Below are 23,203 nucleotides of genomic sequence, written 5' to 3'. Positions count from 1 at the left end.
ATATAACGTCAAAAAGCTATTTTTTTAGATTTCTACCCTTTTTAGTATTAATATCTGATATATTTAAGAAAAATATTAAGATATGACACTTCTTATTTAACAAAAAAACAATAATCATATAATTTAAAAATTTTTAAGAGTATGGGAGACATGTTATGAAGACTTTTAAAGCAGTTCGATTCCAAATAGTAAGCGATGATAACAGGATTTCAGAATTTGAACTTTATGATGGTGTTATTATAAATAAAGAGAATAGTGGTACAGGTTGGCTCCTAGAAATTGTAATTTCAGATACACATTATGATATCATGCAAAAATATTATGAATCACAAACAGTATTAGATATTAGAGTAGTGATTACTAGACCTTCTAACGATCCAGCATTGTTTGATGCAACAATAAATCATATCTCTCTATTTGAAAGAAAAATGTCAATTATTTTCGAGTGTCATATTTATACACATCGTCAGGTATACGCAGAAACACTGTTAGAACAACTTATTGATGAAGGATTATCAGGAGAAGAATTAAAAATTACATTTAACAGAATGATGCAATCTAAACCAAAATTAAAAGAAGAAAAATTTGAAAGATAAAAATAGAGTAGTAACGAAATGAATGATTTCGCTACTACTCTTATTTTAATTAAGCATCTTGGATAGCAAAAGTAAGTTCACAACTACAAGCAAGTTGTCCATCAACAGTAGCTTTTGCTGTACCTTTTCCAATAGGACCTTTAATTTTTGTAATTTCAACTTCTAACATTAAAGTATCCCCAGGTGTCACTTGTTTTTTAAATCTACATTTATCAATACCAGCAAATAAAGCAATCTTACCTTTATTTTCTTCACTATTTAACATAGCTACTGCTCCAGTTTGTGCCAAAGCTTCTGTAATGAGAACGCCAGGCATAACTGCATAATCAGGAAAATGTCCTTGAAAAAATGGTTCGTTTCCTGAAACTTGTTTTAAACCTACACAACGCTTTCCTTCTTCATATTCAACGATACGATCAATAAGTAAAAAAGGTTGTCTATGAGGGATGATTTTTTTTATTTCATTATAATCAAAAATTGTTTCCATAACTATTACCTCAAATCTATTTAAAAATTAGTCATCGACTCTTTTGATATCTGCACCAAGTGATTTTAACTTCTCATGAAAATTAACATAACCACGATCTAAGTGTTTAAGCTCTGTCACTTGAGTTGTACCTTCTGCTACTAAACCAGCCAAAATAAGAGCTGCGGCTGCTCTTAAATCCGTAGCTTTTACTTGAGCACCTTGTAGTTGACTTGTACCTTCTATTTTAGCACTTCTGCCTTCTACATTAATATTAGCATTCATTCTTCTAAATTCTGCAACATGCATAAATCTATTTTCAAATACTGTTTCAGTAACCACTTTATGACCTTCAGCTGTTAATAATAGTGCCATCATTTGTGATTGCATATCTGTAGGGAAACCTGGATGAGGCAGTGTTTTAATATCTACAGGTTGAAGTTCACCATTTGTAGTGACATGTACACCCTCCTCATTAAAATCGAGATTAACTCCCATTTCTTCTAATTTATAAATTAAACTTGTCATATGTTCTTTAACAGCACCTTTTACAAAAACATCTCCTCTTGTAATTGCTGCTGCGATAATAAGTGTACCTGCTTCAATGCGATCAGGTATAATTGCATGTTCAACTCCTGTTAATTTTTCAACACCATGGATAGTAATGGTATCTGTACCAGCACCAATAACGTTACCACCCATTTCATTGATATAATTAGCTAGATCTACAATTTCAGGTTCTTTAGCTACATTTTCGATAACTGTTTTTCCTTGTGCTAAAGAAGCACCCATTATAATATTTTGAGTTGCACCTACACTTGGAAAATCTAGATGAATATTTGCACCTTTCAATCCCTCTTTAGTGCTTGCATATATATTTCCGTTTTCTAAATGAATTTCTGCCCCTAATGCTTCAAAACCTTTGATATGTTGTTCAATTGGACGAGCACCAATTGCACAGCCACCTGGTAACGCAACGATTGCATGACCTAGACGTGCTAATAAAGGTCCCATTACTAACACACTTGCTCTCATTTTACTCACATATTCATAAGGCGCTTCTTCATTTAGTGTAGCAGAAGCATCAACTGTAACTGATCCATTTTCTTTATCATAATCCACTTTAGCGTTTAAAGTAGATAAAACATTATTGATAGTAACCACATCACTTAAATCAGGCACATTGGTTAATTTGCTTTTTCCTTCAGACGCTAATAACGATGCTGTAAGGATAGGTAATACAGCATTTTTAGCTCCTTCTACTTGAACTTCACCAGTAAGGCGATTGCCTCCATTTATAATTATCTTATCCATATTAATCCTCCACATTAAACTCCTATTTCTTATAACATTTCCCATTTTGAATTACTTATTTAAATAGTATATTTACATTTTTAGTTAATTGATAGAAATTCATTTTTTAAAATAAATATTTAATTTGTGTAGAGTACTGTAATAAATCTACGATAAAGTTACTTACTGCAGTACCCATTAAAATTGCTAAGAAAATCATACACACTTGCAGTCGTGTTGAATATCCTTTTTTAAAAAATTGATCTAATCTGAGAGAATGTAATGCCCAGTACGCAATACATATACATATTACATGTAAAAATAAATGTATTATTGCAAATTGTCCAACATATTCCATTCTTTTCTCTCCTTAAAGATTTCTGTAATATATTGTACATTAAAAAAGTTAATAATGATACATAAGAACGTTACGATATTTAATAAAAAGTAACTAAAATAAAAATTTAAAGTTATTATTATTCTAAGTTCTTTTATGTACAATAAAAAAAGAGTTTGAAACACTATTAAATGTCTCAAACTCTTTTAATATATTAAGAATAATTAACTAAATCAAAATATTTTAATACCTGTTACTTTTTCATTAACCATTCTCACTAAGGTGAGACAATATATTCATCATAAATATTATCCCACGTCATTTAATCATTATTTTAATTCAGCTACACGCAGACGGTTTTCCGCTCTAGCTAATGCGCGTTTAGCTCGGTTAATGTCACTGTTATCCTCTTCATCTAAATGAGACTGTGCTCTTTGACGAGCCAATTTAGCTCTTTCTACATCAATCTCACTAGCTGTTTCAGCTGTTTGAACAATGACAGATACTTTATGTTGTCTAATTTCAACAAAGCCACCACTAACAGCTATATACTCAGTACCATTCTTAAACTTAACTTTAATATGGCCTATCTTTAATGCGGCAACTGTCGGAATATGTCCACTCATGATACCTATTTCGCCCGCAGTAGTTTGAAATACAACGAGTTCAACATCATCTTTTTCGTAGACTGAACCATTAGGAGTGACAATATCAAGATTTACTGTGTTCATTATCTTTACCTCCTAATTAGTTTAAACTTCAACACCCATATCTTTAGCTTTAGCAATAACATCATCCATACTTCCAACTAAACGGAATGCATCCTCAGGAATATGATCGTATTTACCATTTAAGATATCTTTAAAGTTCGCTACAGTTGTTTTAACTGGAACATAAGAACCTTTTTGACCAGTAAATTGTTCAGCCACATGGAAGTTTTGTGATAAGAAGAATTGAATTCTACGCGCACGTTCTACTGTTAATTTATCTTCTTCAGATAATTCATCCATACCTAAAATTGCAATAATATCTTGTAATTCTCTGTATTTTTGTAATGTAGATTGAACTTCACGTGCAACTTCATAGTGTTCTTGTCCAACAATAGCTGGTTCTAAAGCTCTAGAAGTTGAAGCTAATGGGTCTACTGCAGGATAAATACCCATTTCAGTTAATTTACGTTCTAAGTTTGTTGTTGCATCTAAATGTGCGAACGCAGTTGCTGGTGCTGGGTCAGTATAGTCATCGGCAGGCACGAATACTGCTTGAATTGAAGTGACTGAACCTTTATTAGTAGATGTAATACGTTCTTGTAATTGACCCATTTCAGTTGCTAGTGTTGGTTGATAACCTACAGCTGAAGGCATACGTCCTAATAATGCTGAAACTTCAGAACCAGCTTGAGTAAAGCGGAAAATATTGTCAATGAATAAAAGTACATCTTGACCTTGTTCATCACGGAAATATTCAGCCATTGTCAATGCTGATAAAGCAACACGCATACGCGCACCTGGCGGCTCATTCATTTGCCCAAATACCATGGCAGTTTTATTGATAACGCCACTATCGCTCATTTCATAGTATAAATCGTTACCTTCACGAGTACGTTCACCTACACCAGCGAATACAGAAATACCACCATGTTCTTGAGCGATATTATTGATTAACTCTTGAATTAATACAGTTTTACCTACGCCGGCACCACCGAATAAACCAATCTTACCACCTTTAATATAAGGTGCTAATAAGTCTACAACTTTAATACCTGTTTCAAGAATTTCTACTTCAGTAGATAATTCATCAAAATTAGGTTGACGACGATGAATTGGATCACGTCTAACAGAACTATCTAATTTTTCATTTAAATCTATTGTTTCTCCTAAAACGTTAAACACACGTCCAAGTGTTTCTTCACCCACAGGAACACTAATATCTTTACCAGTATTCACAACTTGCATACCACGTTGAACACCATCAGTTGAATCCATTGCAATAGTACGAACAACATCATCACCTAATTGCAATGCAACTTCTAATGTTAATTTGAATGTGCCATCATCTTTGGGCACTTCAATAATTAGGGCATTATTAATTTCAGGGACTTCATTATGTTCGAATCGAACATCAATTACAGGACCCATAACCTGAGTTACACGGCCATTACCCATGTTATTTCCTCCTTTAAAATATTATTCAAGTGCGGCAGAACCACTAACAATTTCTGTAATTTGTTGAGTGATTTCAGCTTGTCTCGCTCTATTATATTGTAATGATAAGTCATCAATAAGTTCAGTTGCATTATCAGATGCATTTTTCATTGCAGTCATACGTGCTGCATGTTCACTAGCCTTAGCATCAAGAATCGTTCCATAGATTAAACTTTCAACATATTGTGGAAGAATAACTCTTAAGATTGAGTCTTTATCTGGTTCAAATTCATATGACGACATTTGACCTTGGCCTTGACTAGAATCATCTTGAGATAATGGTAGAACTTGTCTAACAGAAGGTTTATTTTCAAGAACACTAACATAGTGGCTATAATAAATCTTAAGTTCATCAATATGTTCTTCACTGAATAAGTCAATCGCATGCTTAGCGATAGCTTGTATTGATTTAAATGAAGGTTGATCAGGTACATCAACAAGTGAACTTTCAACTTCATAACCTCTATTTTTAAGGAAATCAACACCGGATTGACCTAAAACAATAATGCTATATTCATCACTGTTTGTATGTTTTTCTTTAATGTCATTGATTAGTCGTTTAAGCACATTCGAACTATAAGCACCCGCTAATCCTTTGTCACTTGTAATAACCAAGTAACCACTACGTTGAATATGTCTTGGTCTTAACATTGGATGATTTGAATTTTTACTTGCGCCTGCAATAGCAGTTATCGCATCTTGCATTTTTTCCATATAGGGTTCGAACTGCTTAGTATTTTTTTCAGCTCGACGTAATTTAGAACTTGAAACCATGTTCATCGCTTTGGTAATCTGTTTCATTTTTTTCGTCGATTTAATACGACTATCTATCTCTTTAAGAGAAGCCATTATCTCACCACCTTTTTGATTTAAAGTTTAGTTATTCAGATTTGCTAAAACTTTTCTTAAATTCATTAATAGCTGATTCAAATTTAGCATCATCTGGAAGGTTACCAGTTTCTCTGATTTCACCTAATAATTCTGAAGCATTTGATTTAGACCAACTATTTAATTCATCTTCAAAACGTGTAATGTCTTCTACAGGGATATCATCTAAATAACCTTTTGTTAAGGCATAAATAATTAACACTTGATTTTCAACAGGAAGTGGTTTGTTTTGATCTTGTTTTAAAACTTCAACTGTACGTTTACCACGTTCTAATTTTTTAGCAGTATATTCGTCTAAATCAGAACCAAATTGTGCAAATGATTCTAACTCACGATAAGATGCTAAATCTAAACGTAATGTACCAGCAACTTTTTTCATTGCTTTAATTTGTGCTGAACCACCAACACGTGATACAGACTGACCAGCATTAATCGCAGGTCGTACACCTGAGAAGAATAAATCAGATTGTAAGAAAATTTGTCCGTCAGTAATTGAAATTACGTTGGTTGGAACATATGCAGAGATATCGCCAGCTTGTGTTTCAATGATAGGTAAAGCTGTAATTGAACCGCCACCTAGTGCATCGTTTAATTTAGCTGCTCTTTCTAATAATCTACTGTGTAAGTAGAAGACGTCACCTGGATACGCTTCACGACCTGGAGGTCTGCGTAATAATAATGATAATTCACGATAAGCAGCTGCTTGTTTAGTTAAATCATCATATACGACAAGTACATTTTTTCCATTAAACATGAACTCTTCACCCATTGTTACTCCTGAATAAGGGGCGATGTATAATAATGGTGCTGGTTCCGCTGCTGATGCAGATACAACAATTGTGTAGTCTAAAGCACCAGCTTGACGTAATTTTTCAACGTTTGCACGTACTGTTGAATCTTTTTGACCAATAGCAACATAAATACAAATTGTGTCTAAACCTTTTTGGTTTAAAATTGTATCAATACCAATTGTTGTTTTACCAGTTTGTCTATCACCAATGATTAACTCACGTTGTCCACGACCAATTGGTACTAATGCGTCAATCGCTTTAATACCAGTTTGTAATGGTTCATCAACTGATTTACGATCCATAACACCTGTTGCTTTTTGCTCAACAGGGCGTGTCTTAGTGGAATTGATAGGACCTTGTCCATCAATTGGTTGACCAAGTGGATTTACAACACGTCCGATAAGTTCTTCACCTACTGGCACTTCCATGATACGGCCAGTACGTTTAACTTCGTCGCCTTCTCTAATTTCACTATAAGGTCCTAAGATTACGACACCCACATTTGATTCCTCAAGGTTTTGTGCTAAACCAAGCACACCGTTTGAAAACTCTACAAGCTCACCAGCCATACAATCATTTAATCCGTGAATTAATGCAATACCATCACCAATTTGAAGGACGGTACCTACATCATCAACAGACATTTCTGACTCATAGTTTTCAATTTGTGAGCGAAGTAATGCACTGATTTCTTCAGCTTTGATGGCCATCTATGTCACTCCTCTTTTTTAATTAACTCTTTTAAATTTACGCTCTATTTGTTCTAAATCATTTTTTATACTACCATCTAATACAGTAGTCCCAACTTTTGCTCTAAACCCGCCAATTAAGTTAGGATTTATTTTAGTTGTAATATGTACTTTAGACAATTTAGTTTTGTTAAGAATTACTCTTTCAATATGAGATAATTCTTCTTCATTCAATTGATATACAGATTCAACCAAAGCATCACCTTGATTATAATGATGGTCATACAAATGTTTAAATTCTTTAAAGATAGAATGTATAAGCGCTAAATGACGATTATTTGCTAAAATCATTAGCATATTTTTTAAGTAATAGTTCGCATCCCCAAATACAATACCTGCAAATTTACGTCTTTCAGAAGCAGGTTGATTAGGATTTGAATCAATTGCTTTTAAATCATCAATGTAATTTAAAGTTGCATTACTAACTTCTTGTAATTCTTCATACATTAAATCTAATCGATCTTTATCTATAGAGACATCAAATAAAGCTTTAGCATATTTTTTTGCTACATCTGCCATTATTTATCGCCTGCCTCTTTAAGATACTTATCAACGAGACCTTTTTGATCTTGTTCTGAAATCTCTTTTTGTAAAACTTTAGAAGCAATTAAAACAGATAATTCAGAAACTTGATTATTAATATCTGCAAGAGCGCGTTCTTTTTCACTTTTGATTTCACTTTGTGCTGTTTCAATCATACCGTTTGCACGTTCATGTGCATCTTTAATAATGTCTTCATGTTGTTTACGTGCTTGAATTCTTGCATCTTCAAGAATATGATGAACTTCATCTTGTGTTTCTTTAAGTGTCTTTTTATTTTCTTCTTCAAGTTTTTGTGCATTCAATTTTGCTTCTTCAGCTTCGTCAATATCTCTATTAATATCGCGTTCACGTTTATCCATTACTTCTTTTAATGGACCCCAAGCAAATTTTTTCAATAACGCCAATAGGATAATAAATGTAAAAATTGTAACAATAGTTGTTCCCCATTGAACGCCACCTGCAGTTGCACCTAAAACAAATGAATTGGTTAATGCATTCACTGGCATTTGACACTCCTTTCATTATTAATCATCACTTTGCCACTAAATAAAACGAATGGCGAAGATCAAAGAGACTTCGCCTCGAACATTTCTTATCTGAATAATGTCATGAATGAGATAACAACGCCGATGATTGGTAATGCTTCAACTAAACCAATACCAATGAACATAATACTCATTAATTGACCACGTGCTTCTGGCTGACGTGCTACACCTTCAACTGTTCTTGAAACAATAAGACCGTTACCGATACCAGCACCTAATGCTGATAAACCGATTGCAATTGCTGCTGCGATTAAACCCATATTAATAATTCCTCCTAAAATGTTTGTTTATGTTAATGTGCGTCCGCAACTTTATGGGACATGTAAACCATAGATAGCATAATAAAGATATATGCTTGGATTGTACCGACAAAGATTGAGAATCCTTGCCATATAATTAAGCCAGGAATACTAATTATCCAGCCCCAGCCGTTTTGGAAAAACAGGCCAGCTAATAGTGATAATAGTAACTCACCAGCAAAAATATTACCGTAAAGACGTAAACCTAGTGTTAATGTTGAAGAGAATTCTTCAAAGACATTAATAATTGCTAATGGCCAGAAAGGTTTAAAGTAATTACCAACATATGCTTTTGTTCCACGCATTTTAACACCATAGTAATGAGTTAATAAAATCATCATCGTAGATAACGTCAACGTTACAGTCGCGTCAGCAGTTGGAGATTTCCACCATAAATAATGATCATGTGTAACAATTGCAAATGGTAAACCTAGCATATTGGCAACAAAAATAAATAAAATTAATGTTACCGCCAAGAAGTGAAATTGACCACCTTTTTTCCATGCTATGTTACTCTCAATAATGCCTCTTACAAAATCGAAAATCCATTCGATAAAGTTTTGTTTGCCACTAGGTCTTTTCTTAAGATTACGCGTACAAACAATAGCTATTATAAAAACAATAATAGCAGTAATAATAAGCATCATAATACTTGCTAAGTTGAAAACAATATCAAATCCAAACACATTCCAACTTACGAGTGGGGATTTGTGATCCATGTACTCACCTCTTTCTGTATATAGTTTACTATTTTAGCAAGAGAGGGCGTAAAATGATTAATACATAAGAAATCATAAGGCCTATCATTATACCAATGATATTTACATTCTCTTTAAAGACAACCCATACTATACATGCAATAATTGCGACTAAGTATCTCCATACATTGCCTGTAGAAATATGTATATTATCTGGTTGTTTTGCCCTAGAAAGATATATCTCAAAAATGTATGTGTTGATTAGAGATCCGAGTGTCCCAATTATTAAGCCTAATAAAAAAGAATTAGATTTAATAAAATACAAAATACTTAACATTATTAAAAAATAAATGTAATATTGAATGAATTGTCTAAATATGATGCTGAACCGTTTCATTCTTTGTGCCTCCAAAACTTATGACAATCATGGAAACCGTTCCACTCATACAATTTTAATAATAATATAGGGTAATTTATGTGTCAATTCTATTCAAATTGTTGTTTAATTTAACACCAATATTGTCATAAAATGTTCACAATTAAATCAACAATTTTTTTACTTTTCAAATTCTTTAGGTATTTCTTCGGTTAATCCTAAATAGTATTTAATGCTTTCACATATACGTTCAGATGCCTTTCCATCTCCATAAGGATTTTGAGCATATGCCATATTATTATAAACTTGTTTGTTCATTAATAATTTTCTTATTTCTTGATACACATGTGTATACTCTGTTCCAATTACTTTTAATGTTCCAGCTTCTACACCTTCAGGTCTTTCAGTTACATCTCTAAGAACTAAAACTGGTTTATTTAATGATGGTGCTTCTTCTTGAATGCCTCCAGAATCAGTCAAAATTAAATAAGCATGATTAGCAAAATTATGAAAATCAACAACATCTAATGGTTCAATAAGCTCTACCCTTGGATGTTTTTCTAAGTAAGCGTATGATAGTTTTCTAACTTCGGGATTCATATGTAAAGGAAAAACTACTACCACGTCTTCAATATCTTCAACGATATCTCTAACTGCTTTGAAAATATGTTCCATAGGTTTTCCAATATTTTCTCTACGATGAACAGTCAGCAATACAATTTTTTTATTTTTATGCTTTTCTATCAACTCAGAGGTATAATTTTTATTAATTGTAAAATTTAGTGTATCAATGGCAGTATTGCCAGTAATCACTATAGATGTCTTATCTTTATTTTCTTGAATTAGATTGTGTTTTGCACCAATAGTAGGAGCAAAGTGTAAATCGGCAATGTTACTAACCATCTGTCGATTTATTTCTTCTGGAAAAGGCGCATATTTATTCCCACTTCTAAGACCAGCTTCTATGTGTCCTACAGATGTATGATTATAAAATGCTGCTAATGCGCCAGAAAAAGTAGTCGTGGTATCACCATGAACAAGTACCATATCTGGACATTCTTTTTTCATAATTTGCTCGAGTTGAATAATAGATCTAGCTGTTATTTCTGAAAGAGTTTGCCCTTTTTTCATGATATTCAAATCATAATGGGGTGTTATGTTGAATGTTTTTAAAACTGAATCAAGCATTTCTCTATGTTGAGCAGTTACAACAATAATTGGTTCTAGCATTGAATCTTTTTCAAGTGCTTTAACTAAAGGTGCCATTTTAATTGCTTCTGGTCTTGTACCAAAGACTGTCATAATCTTTCTCATAATATTTACTCCTATAGTACTATTTAGTACCAAATAATCTATCCCCAGCGTCTCCTAAACCAGGTGTAATATATGCTTTTTCATTAAGTTTTTCATCTAAAGCTGCAATATAGATATCAACATCTTCATGCGCTTCTTGCATTTTTTCAACACCCTCAGGTGCGGCAATTAAACACATAAAACGAATATTCTTTGCACCTCGATTTTTTAGTGAATTGATTGCTTCGATTGCTGAAGCGCCTGTAGCTAACATTGGATCAACTACTATAATTTCACGCTCATCGATATCTTGAGGTAATTTAGCAAAATATTCTACTGCTTTTAATGTTTTAGGATCACGATACAATCCAATATGTCCTACACGAGCAGCTGGAACTAAGTTTAATACACCATCTGTCATCCCTAAGCCTGCTCTTAAAATAGGTACAATTGCTAATTTTTTTCCAGCTAATCGTTTGGCTGTCATAGTTGTTACAGGAGTTTCAATTTCTACATCTTGCAATTGTAAATCTCTTGTAACTTCATATGCCATTAGCATACCTACTTCATCAACAAGCTCTCTAAATTCTTTTGTTCCGGTATTTTTATCACGAATGTAACTCAATTTATGTTGAATGAGTGGGTGATCAAATACATGTACTTTACTCATAATTCATTTCCTCCATTTATGTTGTTATTCATATAGCGGATATTGTTGAGTCAATTGTTTTACTCTATCACTAGCTTCTTTCAATTTTGCTTGGTCATTTGAATTTTTTAATGCTGTACTGATAATTAAAGCTACTTCTTTAAATGCTACTTCATCAAAACCACGCGTCGTTGCAGCAGGAGTGCCTAGTCTAATTCCACTTGTAACGAATGGTTTCTCCTGATCAAAAGGTATTGTATTTTTATTACATGTAATACCAATTGAATCTAATGTTTCTTCAGCCTGTTTACCAGTTAAATTAACTGATTGTTTCACATCTACTGAAACTAGATGATTATCCGTACCTCCTGAAATAATTCTAAATCCTTCATCTTGAAGTGTTTCAGCTAAAGTTTTAGCATTTTTAATGACTTGCTCTTGATACACTTTGAAATCTGGTTCTAAAGCTTCTCCAAAAGCAACAGCTTTTGCAGCGATCACATGTTCTAGTGGTCCACCTTGAATTCCAGGAAATATTGTCTTATCTATCTCTTTTTTATATTTTTCCTTGCAAAGAATTAGGCCTCCACGTGGTCCTCTCAGCGTTTTATGAGTTGTACTGGTAACAAAGTCAGCATATTCTACAGGATTAGGATGTAATCCAGTTGCTACTAAACCTGCAATGTGTGCCATATCAACCATTAATTTAGCACCAACTTCATCAGCAATTTCTTTAAATTTCTTAAAATCTAATTGTCTAGAATACGCTGACGTACCAGCTACAATTAATTTAGGCTTATGTTTCAGTGCTAATTCACGAATTTCATCATAATTAATTCTTTCAGTTTCTTTATCTACACCATAATCGATAAAGTTATAAAACTTACCACTAAAATTAACTGAAGCACCGTGGGTTAAATGACCACCATGACTTAAATTCATTCCAAGCACAGTATCTCCCATTTCTAAAGCAACTAAATACACTGCCATATTAGCTTGCGAACCTGAATGTGGTTGTACATTTGCATGTTCAGCTCCGAATAAAGCTTTGATACGTTCAATAGCAATTGTTTCTGTAACATCAACATATTCACAACCACCATAATAACGACGACCTGGATAGCCTTCTGCATATTTGTTTGTCATTACAGATCCTTGCGCTTCCATTACCGCTTCTGAAACAAAGTTCTCTGAAGCAATGAGTTCAATATTATTGTTTTGACGGTTATATTCATTTTGAATCGCTTCATAAATAATGTGATCTTGTTCTTTAATATAAGACATATATTCCCCTTCTTCCTTTAGAACTTATTCGTATTTAGCTCTTTCTCCACCAATTTTTTTTGGTCTTGAAGTAGCGATTGTAACTATAGCTTCACCAACTTTTTTAACGCTTGTTCTCAATGGAACACAAACATGATTAATGTGCATTCCAATAAGCGTCTGACCAATATCAATACCTTTAGGCACTTTTATATATTCAATGACTATTGGATCGTTCATATGTTGATAGGCATATGTAGCAAGACTTCCTCCTGCATGAACATCTGGTACAACAGTTACTTCTTCCATAGTAAATGGATTATAATCTTCTCGCTCAATTGTAATCGCCCTATTGATATGTTCACAACCTTGAAACGCAAATGAAACGCCCGTTTCACGTTTTATACGTTCTAATTCATTAAAAATAGTTTCAGCGACTTCCATTGAACCAACTGACCCAATTTTTTCCCCAATTACTTCAGAAGTTGAACATCCTATCACACACATCTCATCTTTCTTGAAAAAAGATTGAGATTTCAATTCATCCAGTAAAGTTGTAAGTTCTTGCATATTATTTCACCTCACTTGCAAAGATAAAAAGAAGCATAGCTGACAAGCTATACTTTTTTATTATAACTTATTTATTACTCAACTTATACTATTAGCGTAATATTTCTCTTTATTCTTCGTGTTTCAATTTGTTAATAAGAGAGTATAATTGGTTAAATGTGTGACGATAGGTATCTATGCTACCGCCAAATGGATCACCTATTTCACCTGTTTCTGATACATACTCACATAATGTATAGATAGGATATTCTGTCCCATAATGACTGATTAACTGTCTTTTATGATTATTGGTCATTGTTAAAATTAAATCACTTTTTAAGTCATCTTGACTGAATATTTGAGATACAGAGGGTTCTGGTAAATTATTTTCTAAAATAACTTCTAATGCTTCAGGAGTGATAGATTGTCCATTCATTGCAAATAATCCACGTGATTGAATAGAATCGTTAGGTAGAAGCACTGTAGCTATACTTTCTGCAATAGGACTTCTACACGTATTTCCAGTACATACAAATATTATCTTCATAATTCTCTTCCTTTAACTATTTGATTTCCCGTTGCTTTCATCATACGATTCATAACTGCTTCAGAGCCTTCAATATTATCAAAAGTATAAATAAATGCTTTTTGTATTCGTTCATCATCATCAATGTCATGTAAAATTTTATATAAGTTATGATTAGCCCCTTTAACATCTCTTTGATTTTCACAAAGAGAGATAAATATACAATCTTTAGGTACATACTTTTTCATACTAGAAGGTAAAACAAATGCTAACCCTGATTCATTTAACTCAGAAATAGGTTGTGTAAATTCAGTTAACATATATACAGGTGTTTTAGGTGCATAGTGTTTATATTTCATACCTGGTGCTATGGGACGTTCTAATTGATTATAATCATATTGAATGACGCTGTGAGGTACCACGTGATTAAGCATTGTTTGAGTAATTGATCCTGGTCTTGCTATTCTAAAAGGAAATTGTGTACAATCTAAAACTGTACTTTCTAAGCCTTCTTCACTTTGATCCCCATTTACAATACCATCTATTTTTCCATTTAAATCATTATACACATGCTGAAATGTCGTTGGAGAAGGTCTTCCACTTATATTTGCACTGGGTGCTGCGATTGGCAAATCAACATATTCTAATATGGCTCTTCCAATTGGATGACTTGGCATTCTTACAGCAATAGAATTAAGCCCACCTGTCACTTTCTCACATAAGTATCCTTGTTTTAAAGGAAGAATAAACGAGATTGGGCCAGGCCAAAATGCATTCATTAATTTTTTGGCTTCCTTAGGGATAGTTGATACAAATGCATCCATTTGTGATTGCTTGTAAATATGAACAATCAGTGGATTATCAGACGGACGTCCTTTAGCTTTATAAATGTTTTCTACTGCCTGTTCATTTTTAGCATTGGCACCTAAACCGTATACTGTTTCAGTAGGTATCGCAATTAGGCCCCCATTTTCATAAATAGTTTTTATTTCTGCTAATTGAGAAAACGTTTGGGAATCTTGACTATAATCTTTCATATTCCATATTTTTGTTTTCATTTTGATCACACCTTTCACATATGTGAAGTTATTAAAGAAAAAGAAGTGGGTTAGAAAATAATACATTTCTTTCCCACTCCACTATTACCACTTAAATGAAATCATTCTATTTAATCCGTTAATATCTTTCAAGAGATTTACATTAACATGCGGATATTTATTTATAATACGTGCTTTTAATATTTCTCCTTGATTATATCCAATTTCAAAAGTTACATAAGCCCCTTTATTAAGTACTTTGGGTAAATCATCTAGAATCATCTCATAAATCTCATACCCTTCATCCTCAGCAAATAACGCGATATGAGGTTCATACTTTACTACTGTATCTTCCATATCTTTCATCTCAGTTTGATCAATATAAGGAGGGTTTGATATTAAGCCATCTAATTTAATATTTTCTTTAATAAGTGGTTTAAGGGCATTACCTTTTAGAAATCTGATATCCGCTTTTAATTGATGTGCATTATCAGATGCTACCTCTAAAGTATCTTCAATAAGATCTGTGGCTATTACATTTAAGGTTGGATTTAGTTTTTTAAGTACAATTGCAATCGCTCCACTGCCTGTTCCTATATCAGCAATTGTACTCCCATCCTTACAATGCTCTAAAAAATGAAGCATGACTTCTTCTGTTTCTGGACGTGGAATAAGACAATGAGAATTTACTTGTAATTGATATCCATAAAATGATTGAAAACCAACAATATATTGAATGGGCTCTCCTAATAACATACGGTCTAATGCAAGTGAAAATTTTGCTTCTTCAGCTTGAGACATCTCATCATACATATGCATTAAATAATCTGTCCTAGACCATTCAAATAAGTCTAACATCAGCCATTCCGCTCTAGATTGTTCAAATCCTTTTTCTTTTGTTAATTCAATCGCTTCTTGTAAGGTATCTTTAAAGCTCGCCATTATTTAGTTCTTTCAGTTTTTCAGTTTGTTCAGAAAGTGTTAATGCATCAATAATTTCATCCAATTTACCTTCCATAATTTGGTCGAGCTTTTGTAAAGTTAAACCAATTCGATGATCTGTCACACGACTTTGAGGATAATTATAAGTTCTTACACGTTCAGAACGATCTCCTGTCCCTACAGCTGATTTACGTTGAGCCGCGTACTTTTGTTGTTCTTCTTGTAATTTCATATCATATAATCGCGCTTTTAATACTTTTAATGCTTTTTCACGGTTTTGAATTTGTGATTTTTCTGAAGACGTTGCAATAATACCGGTTGGAATATGCGTAATACGTACAGCAGAGTCTGTAGTATTAACGTGTTGACCACCAGCGCCACTTGAACGATACGTATCAATTTTCAAATCTTCATTACGCACTTCAATTTCTACATCTTCAACTTCAGGTAAAACAGCTACAGTCGCTGTAGATGTATGAATGCGTCCTCCAGATTCTGTTTCGGGCACACGTTGTACACGATGAGCACCATTTTCAAATTTCAACTTACTATAAGCACCACTACCTGAAACTGAAAAACTGATTTCTTTATATCCACCATGATCACTTTCTGCCGCTTCAACAATTTCAGTTTTAAAATTTTGAGATTCCGCATATTTTGTATACATTCTTAATAAATCGCCTGCGAAAATAGCTGCTTCATCTCCACCAGCTGCTGCTCTAATTTCGACAATAACGTCTTTTTCATCGTTTGGATCTTTAGGAATTAACAAGAATTTAAGTTGTTCTTCTAATTCTGGAAGTTCACTTTTTAATCCTGATGCTTCTTCTTTTAACATTTCAATTTCTTCTTTATCATCTGTTTCAGTTAGCATTTCATCTATTTCTGCTACTTCTTCTCTTTTACTTTTGTAATCTCTATAAACATCTACTGTTTTCTGTAAATCAGCTTGTTCTTTAGAATATTTTCGTAATTTATCTGGATCATTAACAATTTCTGGATCACTTAACATTTCATTTAACTGTTCATATCTTTCTTCAACAATATCTAATTGATCAAACACTATATTTCCTCCTTGTCATTGATGCTAGGTGCTACAATATGATGTGCTCTGCATCTTGGCTCATAACTTTCATTTGCTCCTACTAATATAATTGGATCATCAATTCTTGCTGGTTGTCCATTAATTAAACGTTGCGTCCGACTTGATGACGAACCACATATTGCACAAACGGCTTGTAATTTGGTCACTTGTTCACTTACAGCCATAATTTGAGGCATGGGGTCAAAAGGTTCACCTCTAAAGTCCATGTCTAATCCTGCTACTACAACTCTATGACCATCTTCAGCTAGCTTTTCTACTATATGTACAATTTCATTATCAAAAAATTGAATTTCATCTATACCTATGACATCAAATTGAGATAAATTTTGTAATAGTATTTCTCTAGCTGTTGAGATATTAATGGCTTCTAGCTCATTACCATCATGTGATACAACTTTCTCTTTATGATACCGGTCATCAATAGCTGGTTTAAATACGATTACTTTTTGTTTAGCATAAATTCCTCTTCTTAATCGACGAATTAATTCTTCCGATTTACCACTAAACATACTTCCAGTAATGCATTCAATCCAACCAGAATGGTAAGTCTCATACATTATAAGTTCCACCTTTTTCAAAACATAATCGCTTAATTATATCATATTTTCGATTATTATAAATGAGTTTATTACTGGGTTATCACTGAAGAAATTAATAAAATAGTTTAGAAATAAAAAAATACCTGCTTAATTCTATACATAATAGATTAGGCAGGCATTTTAAGTTCAAAATTAATTGTTGTTTGATTTGAGACCAAACTTTTTGTTGAAACGTTCCACACGACCATCCGCAGCAGCGAATTTTTGACGTCCTGTGTAGAATGGATGTGAATCAGATGATACATCTAAGCGAATAACTGGGTATTCGTTACCATCTTCCCATTCCATTGTTTCTGAAGAAGTTTTAGTAGAACCACTTAAAAATTTAAAGTTCGTTGTTGTATCTAAAAAGATGACTTTGTGGTAATCAGGATGAATTCCTTGTTTCATTTTTTTCAGCTCCTTTGCCCTGAACCATCTGGAACAGAGTTATTTGTGAGTTTTTACCCAATACTGTGTAATTATAATAGTTATTGAAGGAAAACGCAACCCTCAATCATATATTTTAGATAATTGGTTTTCCTGTTTTTGTACTTTCAGCGGCTGCCTTTTGCAATTGTTCAAAAAATTCTTTGTTATTTTCTGAACGTTTTAATTTTCTTATAAAACGCTCTGTAAAATCGGTAGAATCAGTAAACATATTTCTAAGTTGCCATAATGACTCTAATTCAGACTTACTAATTAATAATTCTTCTTTACGCGTAGAACTACGCCCAATATCAATAGCTGGGAATATTCGACGTTCAGATAATTTACGATCAAGATGAAGTTCCATATTACCTGTACCTTTGAACTCTTCATAAATCATATCATCCATACGTGAACCTGTATCTACTAGAGCCGTTGCTAAAATAGTTAGGCTACCACCTGCTTCAATATTACGAGCAGCACCGAAAAATGCTTTAGGTTTATGTAAGGATGCTGGATCCAAGCCACCTGACAATGTTCTACCACTAGGTGGGATAACAAGGTTATATGCTCTTGCTAAACGCGTAATAGAGTCCATCAAGATAATGACATCTTGTCCTATCTCTACAAGACGTTTTGCTCTTTCTAATAATAATTCTGCTACCTTAACGTGATGTTGAGGAGGTTCATCAAAAGTGGAATGTACTACTTCTGCTGACTCCACTGAACGCTCTATATCAGTTACCTCTTCAGGTCGTTCACCTACTAATAATATAAATAATTTAGCATCTGGTTTATTTGTACTAATTGCATTTGCAATTTCTTTAAGTAATGAAGTTTTACCAGCTTTAGGAGGAGCGACAATAAGGCCACGTTGACCTAAACCAATTGGAGTAACTAAATCCATAATTCGAGTAGAATAATTTTGAGGCTCTGTTTCAAGAATAATTCTTTCCTCTGGATATAACGGAGTAAGTGCTTGGAAATGAGGACGTTTTTTTACAACTTCTGCATTTTCATCATTAACAAAGTCAACTTGTAGAAGTCCATAGTATTTTTCATTGTCTTTAGGCTTTCGTACTTTTCCAGTTACTTTATCGCCTCGTTTAATTTCAAAACGTCTAATTTGACTAGCTGATATATATATATCTTTTTCACCTTTAGAATAATTAACAGTTCTTAAAAAACCATATCCATCAGGTTGTATATCATCTAAAACACCCTCCATATAGTAATTTCCATCTTTTTCCATTTGAGCTTCCATAATTGCCAAGACAAGCTCACTTTTATTCAATTTACTATAATTAGTTAGTTTTAATGATTTTGCTTTTTGCGTAAGTTCTTTTGTCGTATAATTTTTATACAATTCATGAAAAGATTCATATTGTGGTGATGTTCGTTCTCTTTCAGGCATAAATTGCACCCATTTCTTATATTTTTATAAAAATCATCTAGCTACTAGCATTGTTAAATCATCTAAATGATTATAACTTAAATGTTTTAAACGTTAGCATCTTAAATACTAGAATTAATATAGCAAATTTTTAATTTAATTACAAAATGATTTTATTAAATTTCAAAAAATAAAACAGCTCATGGAACTAAAATGATTCCATGAACTGTATTTATATTAAACTATTTCATTATACTTAATTATTTAAAATAACCAGCAATTGATTTTACTTCTAAGAACTCTTCAATTCCGTAGTCGCCCCATTCACGACCGATACCAGATTGTTTATAACCACCAAATGGTAAATAGGGTTCGTTTGGAGATTCATTAATTTGAATTCTGCCTGCCTCAATTGAACGTGCCACTTTTTGAAGCGTTTCTTTATCTTTACCAATTACATATCCTGCTAAACCATATTTAGTATCATTAGCAATTTCGATTGCTTCGTCTAAATCATTATATGTGATGACTGAAACAACTGGACCAAAAATTTCTTCTTGTGCAATAGTCATATCATTTTTAACATTTATAAAAATAGTTGGTCTAGCAAAATAACCTGTATCTAATCCTTCTGGTTTACCTGGACCACCATATAATAATTCAGCGCCTTCTTCAATACCTTTATCAATATAAGATTGTACTGTGTCGAATTGTTTTTTACTAATGATTGGTCCTACTTGGGTATTTTTATCAAGTGGATCGCCAACTTTAACAATACTAAACTCTTCTTTTAAGGCAGTTAAGAATTCTTGTTTAATACTTTCTGGAACTAAGATTCTTGTTCCTGCAGTACATACTTGACCAGTATTATTAACAACCTTTCCAGTTGTAGCTTTTGCAGCTTCTTTAATATCTACATCGTCAAGTACGATATATGGTGATTTGCCACCTAATTCAAGAGATACTTTTTTGATATCTTTAGCTGCTTTTTCCATAATTTTAGAACCTGTAGCTCCAGAACCAGTGAATGACATCATTCTAACTTTAGGATGTTCGCTTAATGGATTACCTACACCTTCACCATCACCATTAACTAAGTTAAATGCGCCTTTAGGAACGCCTGCTTTTTCAAAGATTTCAGCTAAAATTATTGCAGCAAATGGTGTTTCTTCAGAAGGTTTTAACACAACTGGACTACCTGCAGCAAATGCTGCTGCTAATTTAAGAGATGTTTGATTAGTTGGGAAATTCCATGGTGTAACTAATCCAGAAACGCCAATCGCTTCTTTAGTTACCAAATCATCTCCGCGACGTTCTTCAAATTCAAATGAATCTAAAGCTCTACGTGCTTCTGAAAAGTGTTGTAAACCCATTTGATAATGAACATTTTCTGAAACAGTTAGTGGAGCGCCTAACTCTGCTGTAATTGTTTCAATAATATCTTGTTTTCTATTTTTATATTCTTCTACTATTCTATCTAGTAGTTGTTTTCTTTCTTCAACTGAACTATGGCGAAATTCTAAATATACGTCATGAGCAGCTTGAACCGCTTTTTCTACGTCTTTTTCATTACCTTTTGCAACTTTTCCAATAACTTCTTCTGTTGCTGGATTAATTACATCAATTGTTTCGTTACTTTCACTATCAATCCATTCACCATTAATATATTGTTGAGTATAATTTCTCATCAATGATTCACTCCTTAAGAATGTGTATGTCTGATATATATCCGATTTGATTTTATTTAAACATAATTAAAAGGTTAAAGTTTATATAAACTCCAACCTTTTAACTATATTATTTAACTGAATCGTTATGTTCTAATGTGACGTAATCTCTAGCCCATGCTTCAATTGGTCTTAAAGCCTCAGCAAGTGCTTTTCCTTTATCGGTTAACTCATAAACGATAGAAACAGGACGTGTAGAAATGACTTTTTTGTCTACTAATTCCCACTCACCTAATTCTGTAAGCTTAATACTTAATGCACGTGGAGTAATTGTTTTTAAATCCCTTTTCATATCGGAAAAGTGTGCAGTATAATCAGCGCATCGAGATAGGTAATTAATGATTAAACCGTTCCAACTTCTACCAACAATTTTAAAGGTTTCTTCGAGATATGGACAGATTTCCATTGTCTTCACCTCTATTCAAAACTTCTTAAACATTGCAGGTGTTTAATATACTTCAGCAATTAATATATTTAAGTATATCAAAAATAATTAAACTTGTTCAGTCCAAATATCCGCACCTAATTCTTTAAGATGTTTAACGATATCTGTATATCCTCTATAAATATGTTTAACATTATAAATTGTTGTAACACCTTCTGCTAGTAATCCAGCAATAATCAAACAAGCTCCTGCACGTAAATCACTCGCATATACTTCGGCACCTTGAAGTTTAGAAGGTTTAATTGTTGCAGTACCAGTAGACGTATCTGCTTCAATACGAGCTCCCATATTTTTGAGCTCTTCTACATGGCGGAAACGAGCTGGATATATCGTTTCTGTAACGAAAGAAGGACCATCTGTCATAAATAATAAAGGCGTAATAGGTTGTTGTAAGTCAGTAGCAAATCCAGGATATACTAATGTTTTAATATCTACATTTTTATATGATGATTTACCTTTAATTACTATTTGTTCTTTATCATCATCGATATCAATATCAACGCCTAATTCATTTAGTTTAACTGTGAGGGCTTCTAAATGTTTAGGTACAATATTTTTAATTGTTACTTCTTCACCACAAGCAGCTGCAATACACATATACGTTCCCGCTTCAATTCTATCAGGAATCACTTGATATTCGGCTCCATGTAACTCTTCAACACCACTGATTTTTAGAGTACTCGTACCGGCGCCTTTGATATTTGCGCCTAAGCTATTTAAAAAGTTTGCTACATCTACTACTTCTGGTTCTTTGGCAGCATTTTCAATCGTTGTTTGCCCTTTTGCATGAACAGCTGCAAGCATAATATTGATGGTTGCACCAACACTTACCATATCTAAAAAGATGTTGGCTCCGTGCAATTCTTTTGCTTCTATTTTCATTGATGTATCACTTGATTCATCAATTTCAGCACCTAAAGCTTTAAATCCTTTAATGTGTTGATCAATTGGACGTGGGCCCAATGGACAACCACCTGGTAAACCAATCACACATTTTTTAAATCGACCTAACATGGCTCCCATCATATAATAAGAGGCACGTAAAGATTCAACTTTATTATTTGGTAATGGTGCATTTTTAATTTCTGATGTATCAACTTCTAATGTTTTAACATTAAGATTTGTTTTAATATTTAAATCTTCTAATAAACTCACAAGTGTTTCAACATCTGAGATTTGCGGTAAACCGTCAATTTTCACTTGTCCTTGCGCTAATAAAGTAGCTGGAATAATAGCTACGGCACTATTTTTTGCACCACTAATTGTAACTTCACCCTTTAGTGGTTGACCACCTCGGATTTTAATTACTTCTTGACTCATTTATTTTTTCTCCTTTATCGCCTTTTGTAAAATTATACATAATTCGCATTATAAATTATATATTATTTATTTGTAAAACACTAACTTTTAAAAAAACTTAGCAATTATAATATTAATATCTAAAAATCTAATAATTCATATAACGGATTGATAACACTATTA

The 23,203-nt window shown here is 33.0% G+C and carries 27 protein-coding genes; 1 reads left to right on the top strand and 26 read right to left on the bottom strand.

The genetic code is table 11. The annotated features are described in order from the left end of the window. The first annotated feature begins 155 nt into the window (after window positions 1-155). Window positions 156-596, top strand: coding sequence for a YwpF-like family protein (locus tag HMPREF2953_RS00650; protein WP_049335553.1), 441 nt, complete (start codon window positions 156-158; stop codon window positions 594-596). 49 nt (window positions 597-645) lie between these two features. Here the strand turns inward: HMPREF2953_RS00650 and fabZ are convergent, their stop codons facing one another. The 26 genes from fabZ to HMPREF2953_RS00520 form a co-directional block, all read right to left on the bottom strand. Beyond that, window positions 646-1,083: a 3-hydroxyacyl-ACP dehydratase FabZ gene (fabZ, locus tag HMPREF2953_RS00645; RefSeq protein WP_002448673.1), complete on the bottom strand. Its 438-nt coding sequence runs from the start codon at window positions 1,081-1,083 to the stop codon at window positions 646-648. 27 nt (window positions 1,084-1,110) lie between these two features. Next, window positions 1,111-2,376: a UDP-N-acetylglucosamine 1-carboxyvinyltransferase gene (gene murA / locus HMPREF2953_RS00640; protein ID WP_049335551.1), complete on the bottom strand. Its 1,266-nt coding sequence runs from the start codon at window positions 2,374-2,376 to the stop codon at window positions 1,111-1,113. A gap of 106 nt (window positions 2,377-2,482) precedes the next feature. Then, complete coding sequence (locus HMPREF2953_RS00635; protein ID WP_002448711.1) at window positions 2,483-2,713, bottom strand: DUF1146 family protein; 231 nt, start codon at window positions 2,711-2,713, stop codon at window positions 2,483-2,485. 308 nt (window positions 2,714-3,021) lie between these two features. Continuing rightward, window positions 3,022-3,423: a F0F1 ATP synthase subunit epsilon gene (locus tag HMPREF2953_RS00630; protein ID WP_002448708.1), complete on the bottom strand. Its 402-nt coding sequence runs from the start codon at window positions 3,421-3,423 to the stop codon at window positions 3,022-3,024. 21 nt (window positions 3,424-3,444) lie between these two features. Beyond that, window positions 3,445-4,857 (bottom strand): F0F1 ATP synthase subunit beta, encoded by a 1,413-nt coding sequence (gene atpD, locus HMPREF2953_RS00625; RefSeq protein ID WP_049335549.1) that lies wholly within the window; start codon window positions 4,855-4,857, stop codon window positions 3,445-3,447. A gap of 21 nt (window positions 4,858-4,878) precedes the next feature. Next, a complete protein-coding gene (gene atpG, locus HMPREF2953_RS00620) occupies window positions 4,879-5,745 on the bottom strand; it encodes an ATP synthase F1 subunit gamma (protein ID WP_048681801.1) in 867 nt (288 codons plus the stop codon). A 31-nt stretch (window positions 5,746-5,776) separates the two neighbouring features. Further along, on the bottom strand, window positions 5,777-7,285 hold the full coding sequence (atpA, locus tag HMPREF2953_RS00615) for a F0F1 ATP synthase subunit alpha (protein ID WP_049335540.1): 1,509 nt from the start codon (window positions 7,283-7,285) through the stop codon (window positions 5,777-5,779). A gap of 18 nt (window positions 7,286-7,303) precedes the next feature. Beyond that, the gene (locus tag HMPREF2953_RS00610; protein ID WP_049335538.1) at window positions 7,304-7,843 is read right to left on the bottom strand and encodes a F0F1 ATP synthase subunit delta; all 540 of its coding nucleotides are present in this window, start codon (window positions 7,841-7,843) and stop codon (window positions 7,304-7,306) included. Continuing rightward, entirely contained in the window at window positions 7,843-8,373 is a 531-nt protein-coding gene (locus HMPREF2953_RS00605; protein ID WP_070671298.1) for a F0F1 ATP synthase subunit B, read from the bottom strand. The genes HMPREF2953_RS00610 and HMPREF2953_RS00605 overlap by 1 nt, the downstream gene beginning before the upstream one ends. 86 nt (window positions 8,374-8,459) lie before the next feature. Beyond that, on the bottom strand, window positions 8,460-8,672 hold the full coding sequence (gene atpE, locus HMPREF2953_RS00600; protein ID WP_002448651.1) for a F0F1 ATP synthase subunit C: 213 nt from the start codon (window positions 8,670-8,672) through the stop codon (window positions 8,460-8,462). 32 nt (window positions 8,673-8,704) lie between these two features. Further along, complete coding sequence (atpB, locus tag HMPREF2953_RS00595) at window positions 8,705-9,430, bottom strand: F0F1 ATP synthase subunit A (protein ID WP_070671296.1); 726 nt, start codon at window positions 9,428-9,430, stop codon at window positions 8,705-8,707. Window positions 9,431-9,458: 28 nt separating this feature from the next. Then, window positions 9,459-9,806, bottom strand: a complete 348-nt coding sequence (locus tag HMPREF2953_RS00590; protein ID WP_049335534.1) for an ATP synthase subunit I — start codon at window positions 9,804-9,806, stop codon at window positions 9,459-9,461. A 159-nt stretch (window positions 9,807-9,965) separates the two neighbouring features. Next, on the bottom strand, window positions 9,966-11,099 hold the full coding sequence (gene wecB / locus HMPREF2953_RS00585) for a non-hydrolyzing UDP-N-acetylglucosamine 2-epimerase (protein WP_070671295.1): 1,134 nt from the start codon (window positions 11,097-11,099) through the stop codon (window positions 9,966-9,968). A 19-nt stretch (window positions 11,100-11,118) separates the two neighbouring features. Further along, the gene (gene upp / locus HMPREF2953_RS00580; protein ID WP_054105567.1) at window positions 11,119-11,748 is read right to left on the bottom strand and encodes a uracil phosphoribosyltransferase; all 630 of its coding nucleotides are present in this window, start codon (window positions 11,746-11,748) and stop codon (window positions 11,119-11,121) included. A gap of 24 nt (window positions 11,749-11,772) precedes the next feature. Beyond that, the gene (gene glyA / locus HMPREF2953_RS00575) at window positions 11,773-13,011 is read right to left on the bottom strand and encodes a serine hydroxymethyltransferase (protein ID WP_070671293.1); all 1,239 of its coding nucleotides are present in this window, start codon (window positions 13,009-13,011) and stop codon (window positions 11,773-11,775) included. A gap of 24 nt (window positions 13,012-13,035) precedes the next feature. After that, window positions 13,036-13,560, bottom strand: coding sequence for a TIGR01440 family protein (locus HMPREF2953_RS00570; protein WP_002448698.1), 525 nt, complete (start codon window positions 13,558-13,560; stop codon window positions 13,036-13,038). Window positions 13,561-13,669: 109 nt separating this feature from the next. Next, window positions 13,670-14,086 carry a low molecular weight protein arginine phosphatase gene (locus tag HMPREF2953_RS00565; RefSeq protein WP_070671291.1) on the bottom strand — a complete coding sequence of 139 codons (417 nt, stop codon included), beginning with the start codon at window positions 14,084-14,086 and terminating at the stop codon, window positions 13,670-13,672. Continuing rightward, window positions 14,083-15,123 carry an L-threonylcarbamoyladenylate synthase gene (locus HMPREF2953_RS00560; protein ID WP_049335525.1) on the bottom strand — a complete coding sequence of 347 codons (1,041 nt, stop codon included), beginning with the start codon at window positions 15,121-15,123 and terminating at the stop codon, window positions 14,083-14,085. The genes HMPREF2953_RS00565 and HMPREF2953_RS00560 overlap by 4 nt, the downstream gene beginning before the upstream one ends. A gap of 84 nt (window positions 15,124-15,207) precedes the next feature. After that, complete coding sequence (gene prmC, locus HMPREF2953_RS00555; protein ID WP_002448696.1) at window positions 15,208-16,044, bottom strand: peptide chain release factor N(5)-glutamine methyltransferase; 837 nt, start codon at window positions 16,042-16,044, stop codon at window positions 15,208-15,210. Next, a complete protein-coding gene (gene prfA, locus HMPREF2953_RS00550; protein ID WP_002488140.1) occupies window positions 16,031-17,107 on the bottom strand; it encodes a peptide chain release factor 1 in 1,077 nt (358 codons plus the stop codon). The genes prmC and prfA overlap by 14 nt, the downstream gene beginning before the upstream one ends. Next, the gene (locus tag HMPREF2953_RS00545; RefSeq protein ID WP_002448715.1) at window positions 17,107-17,706 is read right to left on the bottom strand and encodes a thymidine kinase; all 600 of its coding nucleotides are present in this window, start codon (window positions 17,704-17,706) and stop codon (window positions 17,107-17,109) included. Before HMPREF2953_RS00545 ends, prfA begins: the two co-directional genes overlap by 1 nt. A 174-nt stretch (window positions 17,707-17,880) precedes the next feature. Further along, window positions 17,881-18,138, bottom strand: coding sequence for a type B 50S ribosomal protein L31 (locus HMPREF2953_RS00540; RefSeq protein WP_002448672.1), 258 nt, complete (start codon window positions 18,136-18,138; stop codon window positions 17,881-17,883). A 115-nt stretch (window positions 18,139-18,253) separates the two neighbouring features. Then, the gene (rho, locus tag HMPREF2953_RS00535; RefSeq protein ID WP_070671288.1) at window positions 18,254-19,570 is read right to left on the bottom strand and encodes a transcription termination factor Rho; all 1,317 of its coding nucleotides are present in this window, start codon (window positions 19,568-19,570) and stop codon (window positions 18,254-18,256) included. Window positions 19,571-19,809: 239 nt separating this feature from the next. Beyond that, window positions 19,810-21,237: an aldehyde dehydrogenase family protein gene (locus HMPREF2953_RS00530; protein WP_070671286.1), complete on the bottom strand. Its 1,428-nt coding sequence runs from the start codon at window positions 21,235-21,237 to the stop codon at window positions 19,810-19,812. A gap of 109 nt (window positions 21,238-21,346) precedes the next feature. Then, complete coding sequence (locus HMPREF2953_RS00525; RefSeq protein ID WP_002488141.1) at window positions 21,347-21,682, bottom strand: winged helix-turn-helix transcriptional regulator; 336 nt, start codon at window positions 21,680-21,682, stop codon at window positions 21,347-21,349. A gap of 87 nt (window positions 21,683-21,769) precedes the next feature. Then, complete coding sequence (locus tag HMPREF2953_RS00520) at window positions 21,770-23,041, bottom strand: UDP-N-acetylglucosamine 1-carboxyvinyltransferase (RefSeq protein ID WP_070671283.1); 1,272 nt, start codon at window positions 23,039-23,041, stop codon at window positions 21,770-21,772. Window positions 23,042-23,203 lie beyond the last annotated feature (162 nt).

This window comes from Staphylococcus sp. HMSC072E01 (assembly GCF_001814125.1).
Taxonomy (GTDB): domain Bacteria; phylum Bacillota; class Bacilli; order Staphylococcales; family Staphylococcaceae; genus Staphylococcus; species Staphylococcus hominis.
The sequence above is the reverse complement of the archived record's forward strand: the minus strand, read 5'-3'. Positions and strand labels throughout refer to the sequence as shown.

Coding starts and splice junctions, on each gene's coding strand:
- HMPREF2953_RS00650 (WP_049335553.1), top strand. CDS start 156: ATGAAGACTTTTAAAGCAGTTCGATTCCAAATAGTAAGCGATGATAAC.
- fabZ (WP_002448673.1), bottom strand. CDS start 1,083: ATGGAAACAATTTTTGATTATAATGAAATAAAAAAAATCATCCCTCAT.
- murA (WP_049335551.1), bottom strand. CDS start 2,376: ATGGATAAGATAATTATAAATGGAGGCAATCGCCTTACTGGTGAAGTT.
- HMPREF2953_RS00635 (WP_002448711.1), bottom strand. CDS start 2,713: ATGGAATATGTTGGACAATTTGCAATAATACATTTATTTTTACATGTA.
- HMPREF2953_RS00630 (WP_002448708.1), bottom strand. CDS start 3,423: ATGAACACAGTAAATCTTGATATTGTCACTCCTAATGGTTCAGTCTAC.
- atpD (WP_049335549.1), bottom strand. CDS start 4,857: ATGGGTAATGGCCGTGTAACTCAGGTTATGGGTCCTGTAATTGATGTT.
- atpG (WP_048681801.1), bottom strand. CDS start 5,745: ATGGCTTCTCTTAAAGAGATAGATAGTCGTATTAAATCGACGAAAAAA.
- atpA (WP_049335540.1), bottom strand. CDS start 7,285: ATGGCCATCAAAGCTGAAGAAATCAGTGCATTACTTCGCTCACAAATT.
- HMPREF2953_RS00610 (WP_049335538.1), bottom strand. CDS start 7,843: ATGGCAGATGTAGCAAAAAAATATGCTAAAGCTTTATTTGATGTCTCT.
- HMPREF2953_RS00605 (WP_070671298.1), bottom strand. CDS start 8,373: ATGCCAGTGAATGCATTAACCAATTCATTTGTTTTAGGTGCAACTGCA.
- atpE (WP_002448651.1), bottom strand. CDS start 8,672: ATGGGTTTAATCGCAGCAGCAATTGCAATCGGTTTATCAGCATTAGGT.
- atpB (WP_070671296.1), bottom strand. CDS start 9,430: ATGGATCACAAATCCCCACTCGTAAGTTGGAATGTGTTTGGATTTGAT.
- HMPREF2953_RS00590 (WP_049335534.1), bottom strand. CDS start 9,806: ATGAAACGGTTCAGCATCATATTTAGACAATTCATTCAATATTACATT.
- wecB (WP_070671295.1), bottom strand. CDS start 11,099: ATGAGAAAGATTATGACAGTCTTTGGTACAAGACCAGAAGCAATTAAA.
- upp (WP_054105567.1), bottom strand. CDS start 11,748: ATGAGTAAAGTACATGTATTTGATCACCCACTCATTCAACATAAATTG.
- glyA (WP_070671293.1), bottom strand. CDS start 13,011: ATGTCTTATATTAAAGAACAAGATCACATTATTTATGAAGCGATTCAA.
- HMPREF2953_RS00570 (WP_002448698.1), bottom strand. CDS start 13,560: ATGCAAGAACTTACAACTTTACTGGATGAATTGAAATCTCAATCTTTT.
- HMPREF2953_RS00565 (WP_070671291.1), bottom strand. CDS start 14,086: ATGAAGATAATATTTGTATGTACTGGAAATACGTGTAGAAGTCCTATT.
- HMPREF2953_RS00560 (WP_049335525.1), bottom strand. CDS start 15,123: ATGAAAACAAAAATATGGAATATGAAAGATTATAGTCAAGATTCCCAA.
- prmC (WP_002448696.1), bottom strand. CDS start 16,044: ATGGCGAGCTTTAAAGATACCTTACAAGAAGCGATTGAATTAACAAAA.
- HMPREF2953_RS00545 (WP_002448715.1), bottom strand. CDS start 17,706: ATGTATGAGACTTACCATTCTGGTTGGATTGAATGCATTACTGGAAGT.
- HMPREF2953_RS00540 (WP_002448672.1), bottom strand. CDS start 18,138: ATGAAACAAGGAATTCATCCTGATTACCACAAAGTCATCTTTTTAGAT.
- rho (WP_070671288.1), bottom strand. CDS start 19,570: ATGCCTGAAAGAGAACGAACATCACCACAATATGAATCTTTTCATGAA.
- HMPREF2953_RS00530 (WP_070671286.1), bottom strand. CDS start 21,237: ATGAGAAATTATACTCAACAATATATTAATGGTGAATGGATTGATAGT.
- HMPREF2953_RS00525 (WP_002488141.1), bottom strand. CDS start 21,682: ATGGAAATCTGTCCATATCTCGAAGAAACCTTTAAAATTGTTGGTAGA.
- HMPREF2953_RS00520 (WP_070671283.1), bottom strand. CDS start 23,041: ATGAGTCAAGAAGTAATTAAAATCCGAGGTGGTCAACCACTAAAGGGT.